Consider the following 13,671-nt stretch of genomic DNA (forward strand, 5'->3'; position numbering starts at 1 on the left):
AGTGGGCCGAATTCCAAGGAGATCCAGTGATCCGGTTCGAGCAGGTCTCGGTGCGTTACGAGGGAACCGGGCGCCCCACCCTGTCGGGGGTCGATCTGACCGTTCCCGAGGGCGAGTTGGTGCTGCTCGTCGGCCCGTCCGGGGTCGGCAAGTCGACACTGCTGGGTGCCGTCTCCGGTCTGGTGCCGCATTTCACCGGCGGCACGCTGAGCGGCCGGGTCACGGTCGACGGCCGCGACACCCGTACCCACAAACCGCGCGAACTCGCCGATCTGGTCGGCACGGTGGGCCAGGACCCGCTCTCCCACTTCGTCACCGACACGGTCGAGGACGAGCTGGCATACGGCATGGAGTCGCTGGGCCTGGCCCCCGACGTGATGCGGCGGCGGGTCGAGGAGACCCTGGACCTGCTGGGACTGGCCGAGCTGCGCGACCGGCCGATCGCCTCGCTCTCCGGCGGCCAGCAGCAGCGGGTCGCGATCGGCTCCGTCCTCACCCCGCACCCGAAGGTCCTGGTCCTCGACGAGCCGACGTCCGCCCTGGACCCGGCGGCGGCCGAGGATGTCCTCGCCGTACTGCAACGGCTGGTGCACGACCTGGGTACGACGGTCCTGATGGCGGAGCACCGGCTGGAGCGGGTGGTGCAGTACGCGGACCGGGTCGTTCTGCTGCCGTCGCCGGGCGCCGCCCCGGTGATGGGCGCGCCCGCGGACATCATGGCCGTCTCCCCGGTCCGCCCGCCGGTCGTCGCGCTGGGCCGGCTGGCGGGGTGGGAACCGCTGCCGCTCTCGGTCCGCGATGCCCGGCGCCGGGCGGTGGACCTGCGTGAACGGCTCGCATCCGTGCGGCCGCCCGCCCCCGAGCCGCCGACCGCTCCCCCGCTCGCACCCGTCGCCCCCTCCCCCGTGCGGCGCGGCGTCCTGGGCCGGCTGCTGGGCCGCGGCGCGCCGAGTGCCGCCGTGCCCGAGCCGGTCGCCGATGCCACGGCCCGGGTCGAGCGGCTCGGTGTACGGCGCGGGCGCGTCGAGGCGCTGCGCCGGGTGACGCTGACCGTCGCCCCGGGCGAGACCGTCGCCCTGATGGGCCGCAACGGCGCGGGCAAATCCACCCTGCTGGCCACCCTCGTCGGCATGGTCGAGCCCACCTCCGGCACCGTCCTCGTCGGCGGCCGGACCCCGCACCTGACGCAGCCGCGCGAGATGGTGCGCCGGGTCGGGCTCGTACCGCAGGAACCGCGCGATCTGCTGTACGCGGACAGCGTCGCCGCCGAGTGCGCCGCGGCGGACAGCGACGCGGGCGCCGCTCCCGGCAGTTGCCGGGCCCTGGTCTGCGAGCTGCTGCCCGATGTGCCGGACGACACCCATCCCCGCGATCTCTCCGAGGGCCAGCGCCTCGCCCTCGCCCTGGCCGTCGTGCTCACCGCGCGGCCCCCGCTGCTGCTCCTGGACGAGCCGACCCGTGGCCTGGACTACGCGGCGAAGGCCCGGCTGGTCACGGTGCTCGGCGGCCTCGCGGCGCGGGGGCACGCGATCGTCCTGGCCACGCACGATGTGGAACTCGCGGCGGAACTGGCGCACCGGGTGGTGATCCTCGCCGACGGGGAGGTCGTCGCGGACGGCGAGACCCGGCAGGTGGTGGTCTCGTCCCCGGCGTTCGCCCCGCAGACCTCGAAGATCCTCGCCCCGCAGAAATGGCTGACCGTGGCGCAGGTGCGCGCCGCGCTGGAGGGACCGTCGTGAGCGGGCGCCGGGTGAGGGCGGTACGGCTCGGGCCGCGGGCGATCGCCGCGCTCGTCCTCATCAGCGTAATCGGGGTGGCCGCGTTCGGCTGGCCGCTGCTGGCCGGTCCCGACTCCGGCCTGGCCCACTCCCAGGACGCGCCGTGGCTGTTCGCCGCGCTGCTGCCGCTGCTGGTCGGGGTGGTCGTGGCGACGATCGCGGACGACGGCCTCGACGCGAAGGCGGTCGCCATGCTGGGGGTGCTGGCCGCGGTCGGTGCCGCCCTGCGTCCGCTGGGGGCGGGCACGGCGGGGCTGGAGCCGATGTTCTTCCTGATGGTGCTGAGCGGCCGGGCGCTCGGGCCGGGCTTCGGTTTCGTGCTGGGCGCGGTGACGATGTTCGCGTCCGCACTGCTCACCGGCGGGGTCGGTCCGTGGATGCCGTTCCAGATGCTGTCGATGGGCTGGTTCGCGATGGGCGCGGGCCTGCTGCCGGGCCCGGACCGGCTGCGCGGGCGGGCCGAGTCGCTGATGCTCGCGGGCTACGGGTTCGTGGCGTCGTTCGCGTACGGCACGGTGATGAACCTGTACGGGTGGACGATCGTGCCCCCGGCCGGCTCGGGGGTCTCCTTCCACGCGGGCGATCCGCTGACGGACAACCTGGTGCGCTTCCTCGCCTACTGTCTGGCCACCTCGCTCGGCTGGGACCTGGGCCGGGCGGTGCTCACCGCGGTGCTGACCCTGGCCGTCGGTCCGGCGCTGCTGAAGGCGCTGCGCCGGGCCACCCGCCGCGCCGCCTTCGAGGCCCGGGTCACATTCGACGCTCCCCGCGAGTGAGGGCCCCCACAGGACCTTGGTCCTCCACGACGCGGGGTAGTAGTCGCGTCCCCGGGCGTACGGCCTGCCGAGCGGTCCCGCCGAGCTGCGACGACCCGGCGGAGCCGGCCGGGCGCCGTGCGGCTCCGCCGGGTCGGGGTACGAGGCGGGCTCGTACCTGGGGTCGTTGCCATGGTTAAAAGCCGCCGCTAACACTGGATGAGTCGCCGAGCACCGCTGGGTCCGCCGAACCGGACCGCGGTCGACGAAGCCCGGTCCACCCGCACGACCGCACCATCCGGACCGGCAGGCGACTCCCCCGTACCCGACGTTAGGTCTCTCTGTGTCGTTCGCCCGTAACATCCTCGCCAAGCCCCGCACCGCCCGCCGCAAGTCCGCCGTCGCCGGCGCCGCCGTGCTCCTCGGCGCCACCGGCCTGGGCCTCGGCGTCACCCCGGCCATGGCCGCACCGGCCGCCGCGCCGACGTCCGTCGCGGGGAGCGCGCAGGCCACGGCGAAGTCGATGATCGGCGACGCCGCGCAGTTCCAGTGCTTCAGCAACATCGTCCAGCACGAGAGCGGCTGGAACCACACCGCCACCAACGCCTCCTCCGGCGCCTACGGTCTCGTGCAGGCCCTGCCCGGCTCGAAGATGGCCTCCGCCGGTGCCGACTGGAAGACCAACCCCAGCACCCAGATCAAGTGGGGCATGGACTACATGAACTCCCGCTACGGCAGCCCGTGCGGCGCCTGGTCCTTCTGGCAGGCCAACCACTGGTACTGAGCCGACCACCGGCACCGCGCCGACCGCTCGTACGCAGGATTGCGCGAAGGCCCCGACCACTGGCATCCAGGACCGGTCGGGGCCTTCGGCGTGCCCGGCCGGGTCACCTCCCCGTGTGAACAGGCACTTGATACGACTTGACTGGTTCGCTGCTTCACTAGTCCATTTAGGCGCATTTGGCTTGTCCGTCCGTTCCCAACGGCCATCGACGCGTTGTCACTTCCGTGGAACCAAGAGAATTCTGGGAGCGGAACACCGTTCTAGCGGAAGCTTTCTGCGCCAGCGACGAACGCATGCGCCGAGCACAGGCGCTGCTGGACGAGACACAGGCGGAGCGGAGCCGAACGCTGGCCGCTTTCGCCGTCACGGTCGGCGACGACGGCTCGATCGCGGATTTGATGGGCCTCAACGAACGCGAGGTGCGATTAGCTCGACGCACCGTCGGCCGCAGCGACGCCCGGTCCCTCGCCGAAAAGCTCCTGAACCGGACCCCGCCGGCGGGCGATTCGGCGGGGTCGCCCGCCGCCGCGCCGGAACACCCCCGGCCGCACCCGGCCGACGAGACCCCCGCCCCGCCGCCGGAAGCGCCGAAGCCCGTCCCGGCCCAGACCCCGGCCGTGACCGCGCCCCCGGCTCCGCCCGCGGCTCCCGCCCTGGCCACGACCATGACCACGGCCACGACCACGGCCATGATCCCGTCACCGTCCCCGCCGGCCCAGGTGGACAACACCGTCGCCTGGTCGCCGAGCATGGATTCCGTACTGCTGTGGAGCTGGGAGTCCGGCCTCGATCTGCAGACGGTGGCCGCCGAACTCGGCCTGGAGGTACGGGCACTGCTGATGCGCGTACAGGAACTCGCCAACGACGGGCTGATCACGCTCGCGACCCCGGTCGCGGACGTCGGCCGGTCCGGGCGGCACCGCCGCCACCACGAAGAGGGATACGCGTCGCTGTTCAGCCCCACCGCCACCTTCCCCACCCACGTGCCGTACTGAGCACGCACCCCGTCGCTCCGGCGACGCGGCCCCGGCCGGACGACCGGCCGGGGTTCCCCCGCCGTCCTTGCCCCACCGGCCCGCCGCTCGACGCAGCTCAGCGTCGCTCAGCGCCGTGCGGCCACCTTGTCGAACCAGCGGACGATCTCCGGCCCCGACTTCATGTACGTCGTGTTGTGGTCGACCCGCCCCTGGTCGACAACGGGGGCGTCGACTCCCCGGGCGGCCAGATCGGCGGCGCAGTGGCGGGCGTTGGCGATCGGAACGTCGGTGTCGCCGGACGAGGAGTACAGCCGTACCGGAACGTCCGGCTTCCAGGCACAGTTGCCGTCCTGGGCGCGCGCCGCGTCCAGCAGACCGCCGCTGGGGTGCTGGAGCAGGCGGTAGTAGTCGTCGGTGAGCAGCTCCTTGAGCGTCGCGGGCAGCGCCGGGATGATCTCCTCCTCGGTGTGCTCGGCGTCGAAGAGACCGTCGACGATGTCCGCGTACGGCTTCCGGAACGCCTCGGAGGGGTCCTTGTAGAGCGGGTGCAGTCTGCTCTGCGCGGTGAGGTAGTACGACATGTAGAAGACGGCGCTGGTGTCGTTGACCCGGCCGTCGAACAGGGCGGGCGTCTCCGCGTGTTCTATGTCGTAGGGGCCCGACACGGGGGCGAGCGCCCGGAGCCTGAAGTGCCGGTCCGCGCCGTCGCCGAGCGCCTTGCCCAGGGCCATCGCGACCTGGCCGCCCTGGGAGAAGCCGCCGGCGTACACATCGCCGGTGAGCGGCCGGTCCAGGCGCCGCGCGGCGGTGCGTGCGGCCCGCAGCATGTCGAGGGAGGCGGTGACGGAGGACTTGGTGTCCATGTACGGGTGGCGCCCGGGCCCCTTGCCGAGGCCCAGGTAGTCGGGCGCGGCGACGGCGCGGCCGGCCGAGGCGTGGAGGTAGGGGGCGAAGCGGCCGAAGTCCTCGCCGACGGAGGGTGCGTAGTCGCGGTGGGCCATGGTGCCGTGGGTGTCGGAGACCAGGTCGAGACGGTGGGGGCCGCCCTTGGGCAGGGCGAGAAGGCCGGTCGCGGTGGTGGGTGCGCCCTGCGGAGTGACGGTGCGGTAGGTGAGGCGGTAGCCGCGCAGTCCGTGGCGGACGGTGGCGGTGTCCATGCCGCCCGAGGCGAGGAACCGGGCGACGTCCGCGCGGTCGAGGTCGACCACGGGGGTGATGCTCAGCAGGGTTCCTCTGCCGTGCGCGGAGTGCGAATCCGGTGTCCCGGTGGGCTGTTGTGCCGACGGCCGGCGGGCAGTGTGCTGTTGCGCCGACGGCTGGCCGGCGGTGGGCTGCTGGGCCACGGCCGGTGCGACGCCGAGGGCGGCGAGGACCATCGCCGCGGCGGCCGCCGTCGTCCGGCGGGCGATGCGCCGCCGCCTGCGTGAAGTCTCGTACCCCGTACGACTGTTGTCGTTGTTCATGGCCGTGACGCTATGCGGCGGCGCGCCGGGCCGACATCGGCGTGGGCCCCCGGCCCGGGGTGCACCTGGCAACACCCCGGGCCGGGGGCCCGCCCTCCGGAGCTCCGATGCGACCCCCGGTTCAGAGCCGTTGGATGATCGTCCCGGTCGCCAGCGCACCGCCCGCACACATCGTGATGAGCGCGAACTCCTTGTCCCGGCGCTCCAGTTCGTGCAGTGCCGAGGTGATCAGCCGGGCCCCGGTGGCACCCACCGGGTGGCCGAGCGCGATGGCGCCGCCGTTGACGTTGACCTTCTCCAGGTCCTGCTCGAAGACCTGGGCCCAGCTGAGCACCACGGACGCGAAGGCCTCGTTGATCTCGACGATGTCGATGTTCTTGAGCGACATCCCGGCCTTCCCGAGCACCGCCCGGGTCGCGTCGATCGGCCCGTCCAGGTGGAAGTGCGGGTCGGAGCCGACCAGGGCCTGGGCAACAATCCGGGCACGCGGCTTGAGCTTGAGGGCGCGTGCCATCCGCTTGGAGGCCCACATGATCGCGCAGGCGCCGTCGGAGATCTGCGAGGAGTTGCCCGCGGTGTGGATGGCGGTGGGCATGACCGGCTTGAGCCGGCTGAGCCCCTCCATGGTGGTGTCGCGCAGCCCCTCGTCCCGGTCGACCAGGCGCCACATGCCCTGCCCGGCCGCCTGCTCCTCCTCGGTGGTCGGGACCTGGACGGCGTACGTCTCCCGTTTGAACCGTTCCTCGGCCCAGGCGACGGCGGCCCGTTCCTGCGAGATCAGACCGAGCGAGTCGACGTTCTCCCGGGTCAGTCCGCGCCGGCGGGCGATGCGCTCGGCGGCCTCGAACTGATTGGGCAGGTCCACGTTCCACTCATCGGGCCAGGGCTTTCCCGGTCCGTGCTTGGAGCCGCTGCCCAGCGGTACCCGCGACATGGCCTCGACGCCGCAGCTGATGCCGACGTCGATGACTCCGGCCGCGACCATGTTGGCCACCATGTGGGAGGCCTGCTGCGAGGAGCCGCACTGGCAGTCCACGGTGGTGGCGGCGGTCTCGTACGGCAGGCCCACGGCGAGCCAGGCGTTGCGGGCCGGGTTCATGGACTGTTCTCCGGCGTGGGTGACGGTGCCGCCGACGATCTGTTCGACGCAGTCGGCGTGGATGCCGGTGCGGCCGAGGAGTTCTCGGTAGGTCTCGCCCAGCAGATAGCCGGGATGCAGATTGGCGAGCGCGCCTGAGCGCTTGCCGATGGGGGTGCGTACGGCTTCGACGATGACGGGTTCCGCGGCCATGAGCTCGTCCTCTCCTCGCACATCCGCAGGGGCGTCCCGGCGCCCGCGGATGGAACTAGTACGCGTTCTAGTTATGCAAGCAGTCTTATGAGCCTTACCCCCGGTACGCAAGAGTGCTGCACGCACCTTGCGCCCGCTTCATACCGACCCCACTCACTCTTCACGCAACAGAACGGACCGCCTCTATTGCCAGTTGTAGAACTCGTTACTACCTTTCCGTCAACTTCTGATGGACCGTCAGGCAACGTCCGGGCGGCCCTCGGACCGACCTGGAGCTGCCGATGTCCTGCCCCCATCTGCCCGAAGGGTTCGACTTCACCGATCCCGATCTGCTCCAAGCCCGCATTCCGCACCCGGAGTTCGCCCGGATGCGGCAGACCGCACCGGTCTGGTGGTGCGCCCAGCCGGCCGGCATCTCCGGTTTCGACGACGAGGGCTACTGGGTCGTCACCCGGCATGCGGACGTCAAGTACGTCTCCACCCACCCCGAGCTGTTCTCCTCCAACACCAACACCGCGGTCATCCGCTTCAACGAGTCGATCAGCCGGGACCAGATCGAGGTCCAGAAACTGATCATGCTGAACATGGACCCGCCCGAGCACACCCGGGTCCGCCAGATCGTCCAGCGGGGCTTCACTCCCCGGGCGGTGCGCTCCCTGGAACAGGCGCTGCGCAGCCGCGCCCGTTCGATCGTCGAGACCGCGCTCGCCTCCGCCGACGAGAACGGATCGTTCGACTTCGTCACCAACATCGCCGTCGAGCTGCCGCTCCAGGCCATCGCGGAACTCATCGGCGTACCGCAGGAGGACCGGTCCAAGCTCTTCGACTGGTCCAACAAGATGGCCGCGTACGACGATCCCGAGTACGCGATCACCGAGGAGGTCGGCACCGAGGCGGCCATGGAGATCGTCTCGTACTCGATGAATCTGGCGGCCGCCCGCAAGGAGTGCCCGGCCAAGGACATCGTCTCCCAGCTGGTCGCCGCGGAGGGCGAGGGAAACCTGTCCTCCGACGAGTTCGGCTTCTTCGTGATCCTGCTGGCGGTGGCCGGCAACGAGACCACCCGCAACGCCATCAGCCACGGCATGCACGCCTTCCTCGGCCACCCCGACCAGTGGGAGCTCTACAAGCGCGAGCGCCCGGAGACGACCGCCGAGGAGATCGTCCGCTGGGCGACCCCCGTGGTCTCCTTCCAGCGGACCGCCACCCAGGACACCGAGCTGGGCGGGCAGCGGATCAAGAAGGGCGACCGGGTCGGGCTGTTCTACTCGTCGGCCAACAACGACCCGGAGGTCTTCGACCGCCCGGAGACCTTCGACATCACCCGCGATCCCAACCCGCACCTGGGATTCGGCGGCGGCGGTCCGCACTTCTGCCTCGGCAAGTCGCTCGCCGTGATGGAGATCAACCTGATCTTCAACGCGATCGCGGAGGTACTGCCCGATCTGCGGCTGGTCGAGGATCCGCGGCGGCTGCGTTCGGCGTGGCTCAACGGGATCAAGCAGCTTCAGGTCAGCAGCGCGGGTGCCTCCGGTGCCCCTGGGGCCCCTGGGGCCTCCGGGGCCTCCGGGGCTTCCGGGGCTTCCGGAGCCGGGGCTTCCGCCGGGAGCTGACCTTCTTCTGTCCGTGCGCTGGCCTGCTGCCGTCCGCGCGTTGGTCCGGTTTCGTCCGTGCCCAGCGACGCGCCTCCCGCCGAACCCCTACGCGGGAGGCGCACAACGGCGCGAGGATCATGGCGGGCATGCACGCCCTGCTCTCCGCCTTCGCGCCCATCTGGATGCTCACCGCGATCGGTTACGCGGTCGGCCGCAGTGGTCTGCTCGGTGCGCAGGCGGAGGCCGTGCTCGGCCGGTTCGTGTTCCATGTGGCCATGCCCGCCGCACTGTTCACCATGGTCTCCGGAGCGCGGCTGAACACCTTCGCCAACTCCTCGATGGTGGCCTTCGCCGCGAGTACCGCGCTGGTCTGCGGGCTCGGGTTCCTGGTGTCCGGCCGGCTCTTCGGCCGGGGCACGGCGGACCGGGCGATCGGCAGCATGGCGTCGGGCTACGTCAACTCCGCCAACCTCGGCATCCCGGTGGCGGTCCAGGTGCTCGGTGACGCGTCGTTCGTCGCCCAGATCATCCTGTTCCAGGTCCTGTTGGTCTCTCCGGTGATCCTCGCGCTACTGGACTCGGGGGCGGGGACGGGGACGGGGGAAGTGACGGGGGCGGGGGCAGGGACAGGGACAAAGTCCGGTTCCGGAAGGGCCGTTGTGTTCCGGCGGATGCTCAGCATGCCGGTCCGCAATCCCATCATCATGGCTTCGTTGCTCGGGGTGGCTGTCTCCGCGCTCGGACTGCGGCTGCCGCACGCGCTCGCCCACTCCTGCGATCTGCTCGGCGCAGCCGCCGTACCGACGGCGCTGATCACGCTGGGTCTGTCCCTGAACACCCGCCCGGCCGCCGATGATTCGGCGGAACTCCCGCAGAGGACGGCCCGCCCGGTGCGCGCCGAGTTCGTCGTGGCGGTGGCGCTGAAGACGCTGGTCCAGCCCCTGATCGCACTGGCCGTCGGCGGCCCGCTGCTGCATCTGCCGGAGCACCAACTGCTCGCCGTGGTGCTCTGCTCGGCGCTGCCGACCGCTCAGAACGCCTTCATCTACGCGCAGCAGTACGGCCTGGACACCCGGGTGGCCCGCGATGCCGTGGTGACCTCGACGGTGGTCTCCATGGCCACGCTCTCCGTCGCCACCTGGGCCTTGGGAACGACCGGCTCCTGAGCCGTTCGAGTGGCGGGCCCGGGCCGATGGGCGGATGCTGGTCAGGCGGCGATCCACGCCGAAGGGGTGCCAGGACGATGTGTTCGTCCCGGCACCCCTTCGGCCCTTCCCGGCTCTTTCGCGACCCTTTCCCGGGCCTGTGGATCAGAGCTGTTTGCTGCCCACCACGTCGTCCGTCGCTTCGTCCGCCACTTCGTCCGTCACTTCGTCCGTCACGTCGTCCATCGCTCCGTCCGTCGGCCTCGGAACGGGCACCGGCACCGGCACCGGCACCGACCGCTCCAGGTCGTCCTGCGGCTTCGCCGCCGCCGGTACGGTCCCCGGCCGCAGCGCACGCGGCCCCGCCAGCACGTATGCGAGCCCGAAGCCGAGCATGACCACGGCCGCCCCGCCCACCGCGTCCAGCACCCAGTGATTGGCGGTGGCGACGATCGCGGAGACCGTGAACAGCGGGTGCAGCAGCCCCAGCACCTTCATCCACATCTTCGGGGCCAGCACGACGACGACCACACCGCACCAGAGCGACCAGCCGAAGTGCAGCGAAGGCATCGCCGCGTACTGGTTGGTCATCGCGGTCAGGCTCCCGTAGTCCGGCTTCGCGAAGTCCTGGACACCGTGGACCGTGTCGATGAAGCCGAGCCCCGGCATCAGGCGCGGCGGGGCCAGCGGGTAGAGCCAGAAACCGGCCAGCGCGAACACCGTGGCGAAACCGATGGTGCTGCGGGCCCAGCGGTAGTCGGCGGGGCGTCGTACGTAGAGCACACCGAGGATGGTCAGCGGCACGATGAAGTGGAACGTCGTGTAGTAGTGGTCGAAGAAGCCCCGCAGCCGGCCGGCGTTCACGACCGCGTGGTTGGCCCAGTGCTCGATGTCGATGTGCAGCCACTGCTCGATGGAGTGGATCTGGCGGCCGTGCTGCTCGGCGGTGGCGCGGCCGGCCGTCGCCGCCAGCCTGACATGGGCGTACGCGGAGTACACGACCCTGATCAGGAGCAGTTCCAGCAGCAGGTTGGGCCGGCTCAGCACCCGCCGCCGGAACGGCAGCAGCGGGATCCGGCTCCAGCGGGCCGGGACCGGGGCGGCGTGGTCCGTGGGAATCGGGTGCTGCCAGTGCTCCGAGGTACGCGGCAGGAACGGCACGGCGCAGGCCGCGGCGAGCGCGGCGATCAGCAGCACGTTGTCGCGCACGGGGTAGAGGACCGCCATGTTCGGCAGCAGCATCGTCCCCGGCAGCGTGATGGCGAGGACCACGACCACGGGCCAGACCGGCCGGTCGGAGGCCCGCTTGCCGACCCGGCCGACCACGGCGAGCAGCACCCACAGCAGCTGGTGCTGCCAGGCGGTCGGCGAGACGGCGACGGCGACACAGCCGGTCACCGCGACGGCGAGGAGCAACTGCCCGTCGGCCGCGTACCGGGCGGCGCGGCGCAGCCCGAGGAAGCAGACGGCGGCCGCCAGCAGCACGAACAGCGCGATCTCCAGCGGGCCGGCGAGCCCGGCCCGGAGCAGCGCGCCGTGCAGGGACTGGTTGGCGAGGCTGTCCGCGTTGCCGCCGAGCCCGGCGCCCGCGACATGGTGCACCCAGTACGTCCACGAGTCGCCCGGCATCGCGGCCCAGGCCGACGCCGTGCAGGTGGCGAACGCGGCGCCGCCGGTCAGCGCGGCCCGCCGGCGCCCGGTCAGCCACAGCAGTACCGCGAAGAGCAGCACGGTCGGCTGGAGCGCTGCCGCCAGCCCGATCAGGATGCCCGAGGCGCGTTCTCCGCGTACCGCGAAACATCCCAGCAGCACCAGCAGGACCGGCAGGACCGGCAGGATGCTGGTCTGCCCCAGGTGCAGCGCGTTGCGGACCGGCAGCGAGAGCATCAGCAGGCTGATCGCGACGGGCGCGGCCGGCAGCGCGGTGCGGCGGGACACCGGTCCGGGCAGCGCACGGGCGGCGACGATGCCCAGCGCGGCGACGAGCAGCAGCGTGCCGAAGGTCCAGGCGACGCCCAGGTTCTGTTCCGCCATGCGGGTCAGCGGTTTCAGCACCAGCCCGGCGAACGGGGTGCCGGTGAAGGTGATCCGGTCGCTGTCGTACAGCGACCCCGTCACATGCAGGACGCCGTTCTCGCCGATCCAGGTCTCCAGATCGGTGAGCCGTTCACCCGGCGGCTGCCGCAGCACCGCCGCCATCTGCCGTACGGCCAGGGCGGCCACGATCAGCCAGAGCAGGGCACGGGCAGCCCCGGTCCTCGCCCCCGTCGTCACGTCTCCGCGCACACTGTGCTCCGCGTTCGCCACGCTGCGCCGACCCTCCCGCTGTTCCGGTGCATGTCCCTCGATCCGGGCATGCTTCTGAAACCATTGCATTACGGAATGAGTTGGGCACAATCCACCCCGCCGTCGCCTGACCGCCATCCCACTTTTGATCCGAAAAGATGACCAGCCGGACATTCGCCCCCTGAGCCCCGGCTGCCTGTTGCCGGTCCGCCGGTCTGCCGGTCCGCCGATCCGCCGGTCTGTCTGAACCGTGAACCGGAACCGGATTCACGGGCCGTACGTCCTCACCCGTGTTGTCGATCACGCTGTCGTTCACGGGGGAGTCGGACGAAACATGCGGTGCACAGAGGTGAAGCGGAGTGCGCGGGGCGCCCGGGGCGAGGAGCGCGGTTGGCCGGCGCGCGCTCTGTCGCTGCTGCTGATGCTGGTGTCGCTGCAACTGGGGTCGCTGATCAGCCCGGCGTACGCCTGCGGCTGCGGGGCGATGGTCCCGAGCAAGGACTCTCAGGTCTCGGTCGACCGGGAGACCTCGGTGGTGGACTGGGACGGCCGGACCGAACAGATCGTCATGCGCCTCACGGTGCGCGGGAACGCCCCCGAGGCGGCCTGGATCATGCCGGTGCCGCACCGCGCGAGTGTGGAGCTCGGCGACCCCGGCCTCTTCTCCGACCTCTCCGTCCTCACCGCGCCGGAACATGTGACCAGGCATTACTTCTGGCCCCGCTCCCACGACTGGCCGTTCTCCGGCTCCGGCAAAGTCGGGGACGGGGCCGCCGCTCCGTCGGCCGGGGCGCCGTCCGTCGAGGTGGTCGGCCGGGAACGGCTCGGCCCCTTCGACGTGGCGCGGCTGGCCGCGACCGACCCCGAGGCACTACAGCAGTGGCTGGAGGACAACGGCTTCGACCTGCCCGACCGGCTGGCGACCGCGCTGAAGCCCTACGTCGACCAGAAGTGGGAGTACGTCGCGATCCGCCTCGCTCCCCGGGACGGCGGCACTCCACTGATCGGCACGCTCGACCCGCTGCGGCTGCGCTTCGCCAGTGACCGGCTCGTCTACCCGATGCGGCTGTCGAAGCTCGCCTCGACGCCGCAGCAGCTCGGCCTGTACGTCCTCGCCGCGCACCGGATGGAGCCGCGCGGCTCCATCGGCGGCGACGCGCCGGAGGTGACGTACGCGGGCAGGATCGATCCCCGGTCGGCGGTCGGCGAGACGAGGGCGCTCCGGGAGCTGACGGGAGAGAAGCCGGTGTTCCTCACCGCGATCGAGCAGTCCTTCCCGCACCCCGAGCGGATCGACGGCGATCACCAGCTGCGCGCGGCCGCCGCCGACACCCCGTACCGGACCAAGGTGTACGAGAACCAGCTGCTGACCGTGGGTGGCATTCCCGTCTGGGTGCTGTCGCTGCTCGCGGCCGTGCTGGTGGCGGCCGCCACGGTGCTGCTGCTGATGCGGCGGGGCCGGCGGCGGCGCGCGGTGCCGCCTCCCGCACCGGTGGGTTGAGCGCCGGGGATCCGAACACTTGCGTACGGGGTGAGGGGCGGCATCCGCCGGCACCTGCGCACGGGTGACGGGCGGCGGCCCCAAACCGTTGGCCCC

At 71.6% G+C, this 13,671-nt stretch carries 10 protein-coding genes; 7 read left to right on the plus strand and 3 right to left on the minus strand.

Going from position 1 to position 13,671, the window contains the following annotated elements; translation table 11 throughout:
• Window positions 1-26 precede the first annotated feature (26 nt).
• From ABZ622_RS32640 to ABZ622_RS32655, 4 genes are all read left to right on the plus strand, one after another.
• Entirely contained in the window at window positions 27-1,739 is a 1,713-nt protein-coding gene (locus ABZ622_RS32640; protein WP_360549416.1) for an ATP-binding cassette domain-containing protein, read from the plus strand.
• Entirely contained in the window at window positions 1,691-2,554 is an 864-nt protein-coding gene (locus tag ABZ622_RS32645) for an ECF transporter S component (protein ID WP_360549419.1), read from the plus strand. Before ABZ622_RS32640 ends, ABZ622_RS32645 begins: the two co-directional genes overlap by 49 nt.
• Before the next feature lie 322 nt (window positions 2,555-2,876).
• On the plus strand, window positions 2,877-3,317 hold the full coding sequence (locus ABZ622_RS32650; RefSeq protein ID WP_124717892.1) for a transglycosylase SLT domain-containing protein: 441 nt from the start codon (window positions 2,877-2,879) through the stop codon (window positions 3,315-3,317).
• Between the two features lie 293 nt (window positions 3,318-3,610).
• Window positions 3,611-4,312, plus strand: a complete 702-nt coding sequence (locus ABZ622_RS32655) for a hypothetical protein (RefSeq protein WP_360549422.1) — start codon at window positions 3,611-3,613, stop codon at window positions 4,310-4,312.
• Window positions 4,313-4,419: 107 nt separating this feature from the next.
• Here the strand turns inward: ABZ622_RS32655 and ABZ622_RS32660 are convergent, their stop codons facing one another.
• Complete coding sequence (locus tag ABZ622_RS32660) at window positions 4,420-5,757, minus strand: alpha/beta hydrolase (protein WP_360549424.1); 1,338 nt, start codon at window positions 5,755-5,757, stop codon at window positions 4,420-4,422.
• Window positions 5,758-5,878: 121 nt separating this feature from the next.
• Window positions 5,879-7,048 (minus strand): steroid 3-ketoacyl-CoA thiolase, encoded by a 1,170-nt coding sequence (locus tag ABZ622_RS32665; protein WP_360549426.1) that lies wholly within the window; start codon window positions 7,046-7,048, stop codon window positions 5,879-5,881.
• 281 nt (window positions 7,049-7,329) lie between these two features.
• Between ABZ622_RS32665 and ABZ622_RS32670 the strand changes: the two genes are divergently transcribed.
• Entirely contained in the window at window positions 7,330-8,661 is a 1,332-nt protein-coding gene (locus ABZ622_RS32670) for a cytochrome P450 (protein WP_360549428.1), read from the plus strand.
• A gap of 128 nt (window positions 8,662-8,789) precedes the next feature.
• Window positions 8,790-9,809, plus strand: coding sequence for an AEC family transporter (locus ABZ622_RS32675; protein ID WP_360549430.1), 1,020 nt, complete (start codon window positions 8,790-8,792; stop codon window positions 9,807-9,809).
• A 144-nt stretch (window positions 9,810-9,953) separates the two neighbouring features.
• On the opposite strand, the gene ABZ622_RS32680 is transcribed toward ABZ622_RS32675, so the two are convergent.
• Window positions 9,954-12,026, minus strand: a complete 2,073-nt coding sequence (locus ABZ622_RS32680; RefSeq protein WP_360549477.1) for a bifunctional glycosyltransferase 87/phosphatase PAP2 family protein — start codon at window positions 12,024-12,026, stop codon at window positions 9,954-9,956.
• 469 nt (window positions 12,027-12,495) lie between these two features.
• On the opposite strand from ABZ622_RS32680, the gene ABZ622_RS32685 reads away from it, so the two are divergent.
• Window positions 12,496-13,575: a DUF2330 domain-containing protein gene (locus ABZ622_RS32685; RefSeq protein ID WP_360549479.1), complete on the plus strand. Its 1,080-nt coding sequence runs from the start codon at window positions 12,496-12,498 to the stop codon at window positions 13,573-13,575.
• Window positions 13,576-13,671: the final 96 nt, after the last annotated feature.

The sequence above is a fragment of the Streptomyces sp. NPDC007164 genome, assembly GCF_040634135.1.
In the GTDB taxonomy this organism is placed as follows: Bacteria; Actinomycetota; Actinomycetes; order Streptomycetales; family Streptomycetaceae; genus Streptomyces; species Streptomyces sanglieri.

Coding starts and splice junctions, on each gene's coding strand:
- ABZ622_RS32645 (WP_360549419.1), top strand. CDS start 1,691: ATGGCTGACCGTGGCGCAGGTGCGCGCCGCGCTGGAGGGACCGTCGTG.
- ABZ622_RS32655 (WP_360549422.1), top strand. CDS start 3,611: ATGCGCCGAGCACAGGCGCTGCTGGACGAGACACAGGCGGAGCGGAGC.
- ABZ622_RS32660 (WP_360549424.1), bottom strand. CDS start 5,757: ATGAACAACGACAACAGTCGTACGGGGTACGAGACTTCACGCAGGCGG.
- ABZ622_RS32665 (WP_360549426.1), bottom strand. CDS start 7,048: ATGGCCGCGGAACCCGTCATCGTCGAAGCCGTACGCACCCCCATCGGC.
- ABZ622_RS32670 (WP_360549428.1), top strand. CDS start 7,330: ATGTCCTGCCCCCATCTGCCCGAAGGGTTCGACTTCACCGATCCCGAT.
- ABZ622_RS32675 (WP_360549430.1), top strand. CDS start 8,790: ATGCACGCCCTGCTCTCCGCCTTCGCGCCCATCTGGATGCTCACCGCG.
- ABZ622_RS32685 (WP_360549479.1), top strand. CDS start 12,496: ATGCTGGTGTCGCTGCAACTGGGGTCGCTGATCAGCCCGGCGTACGCC.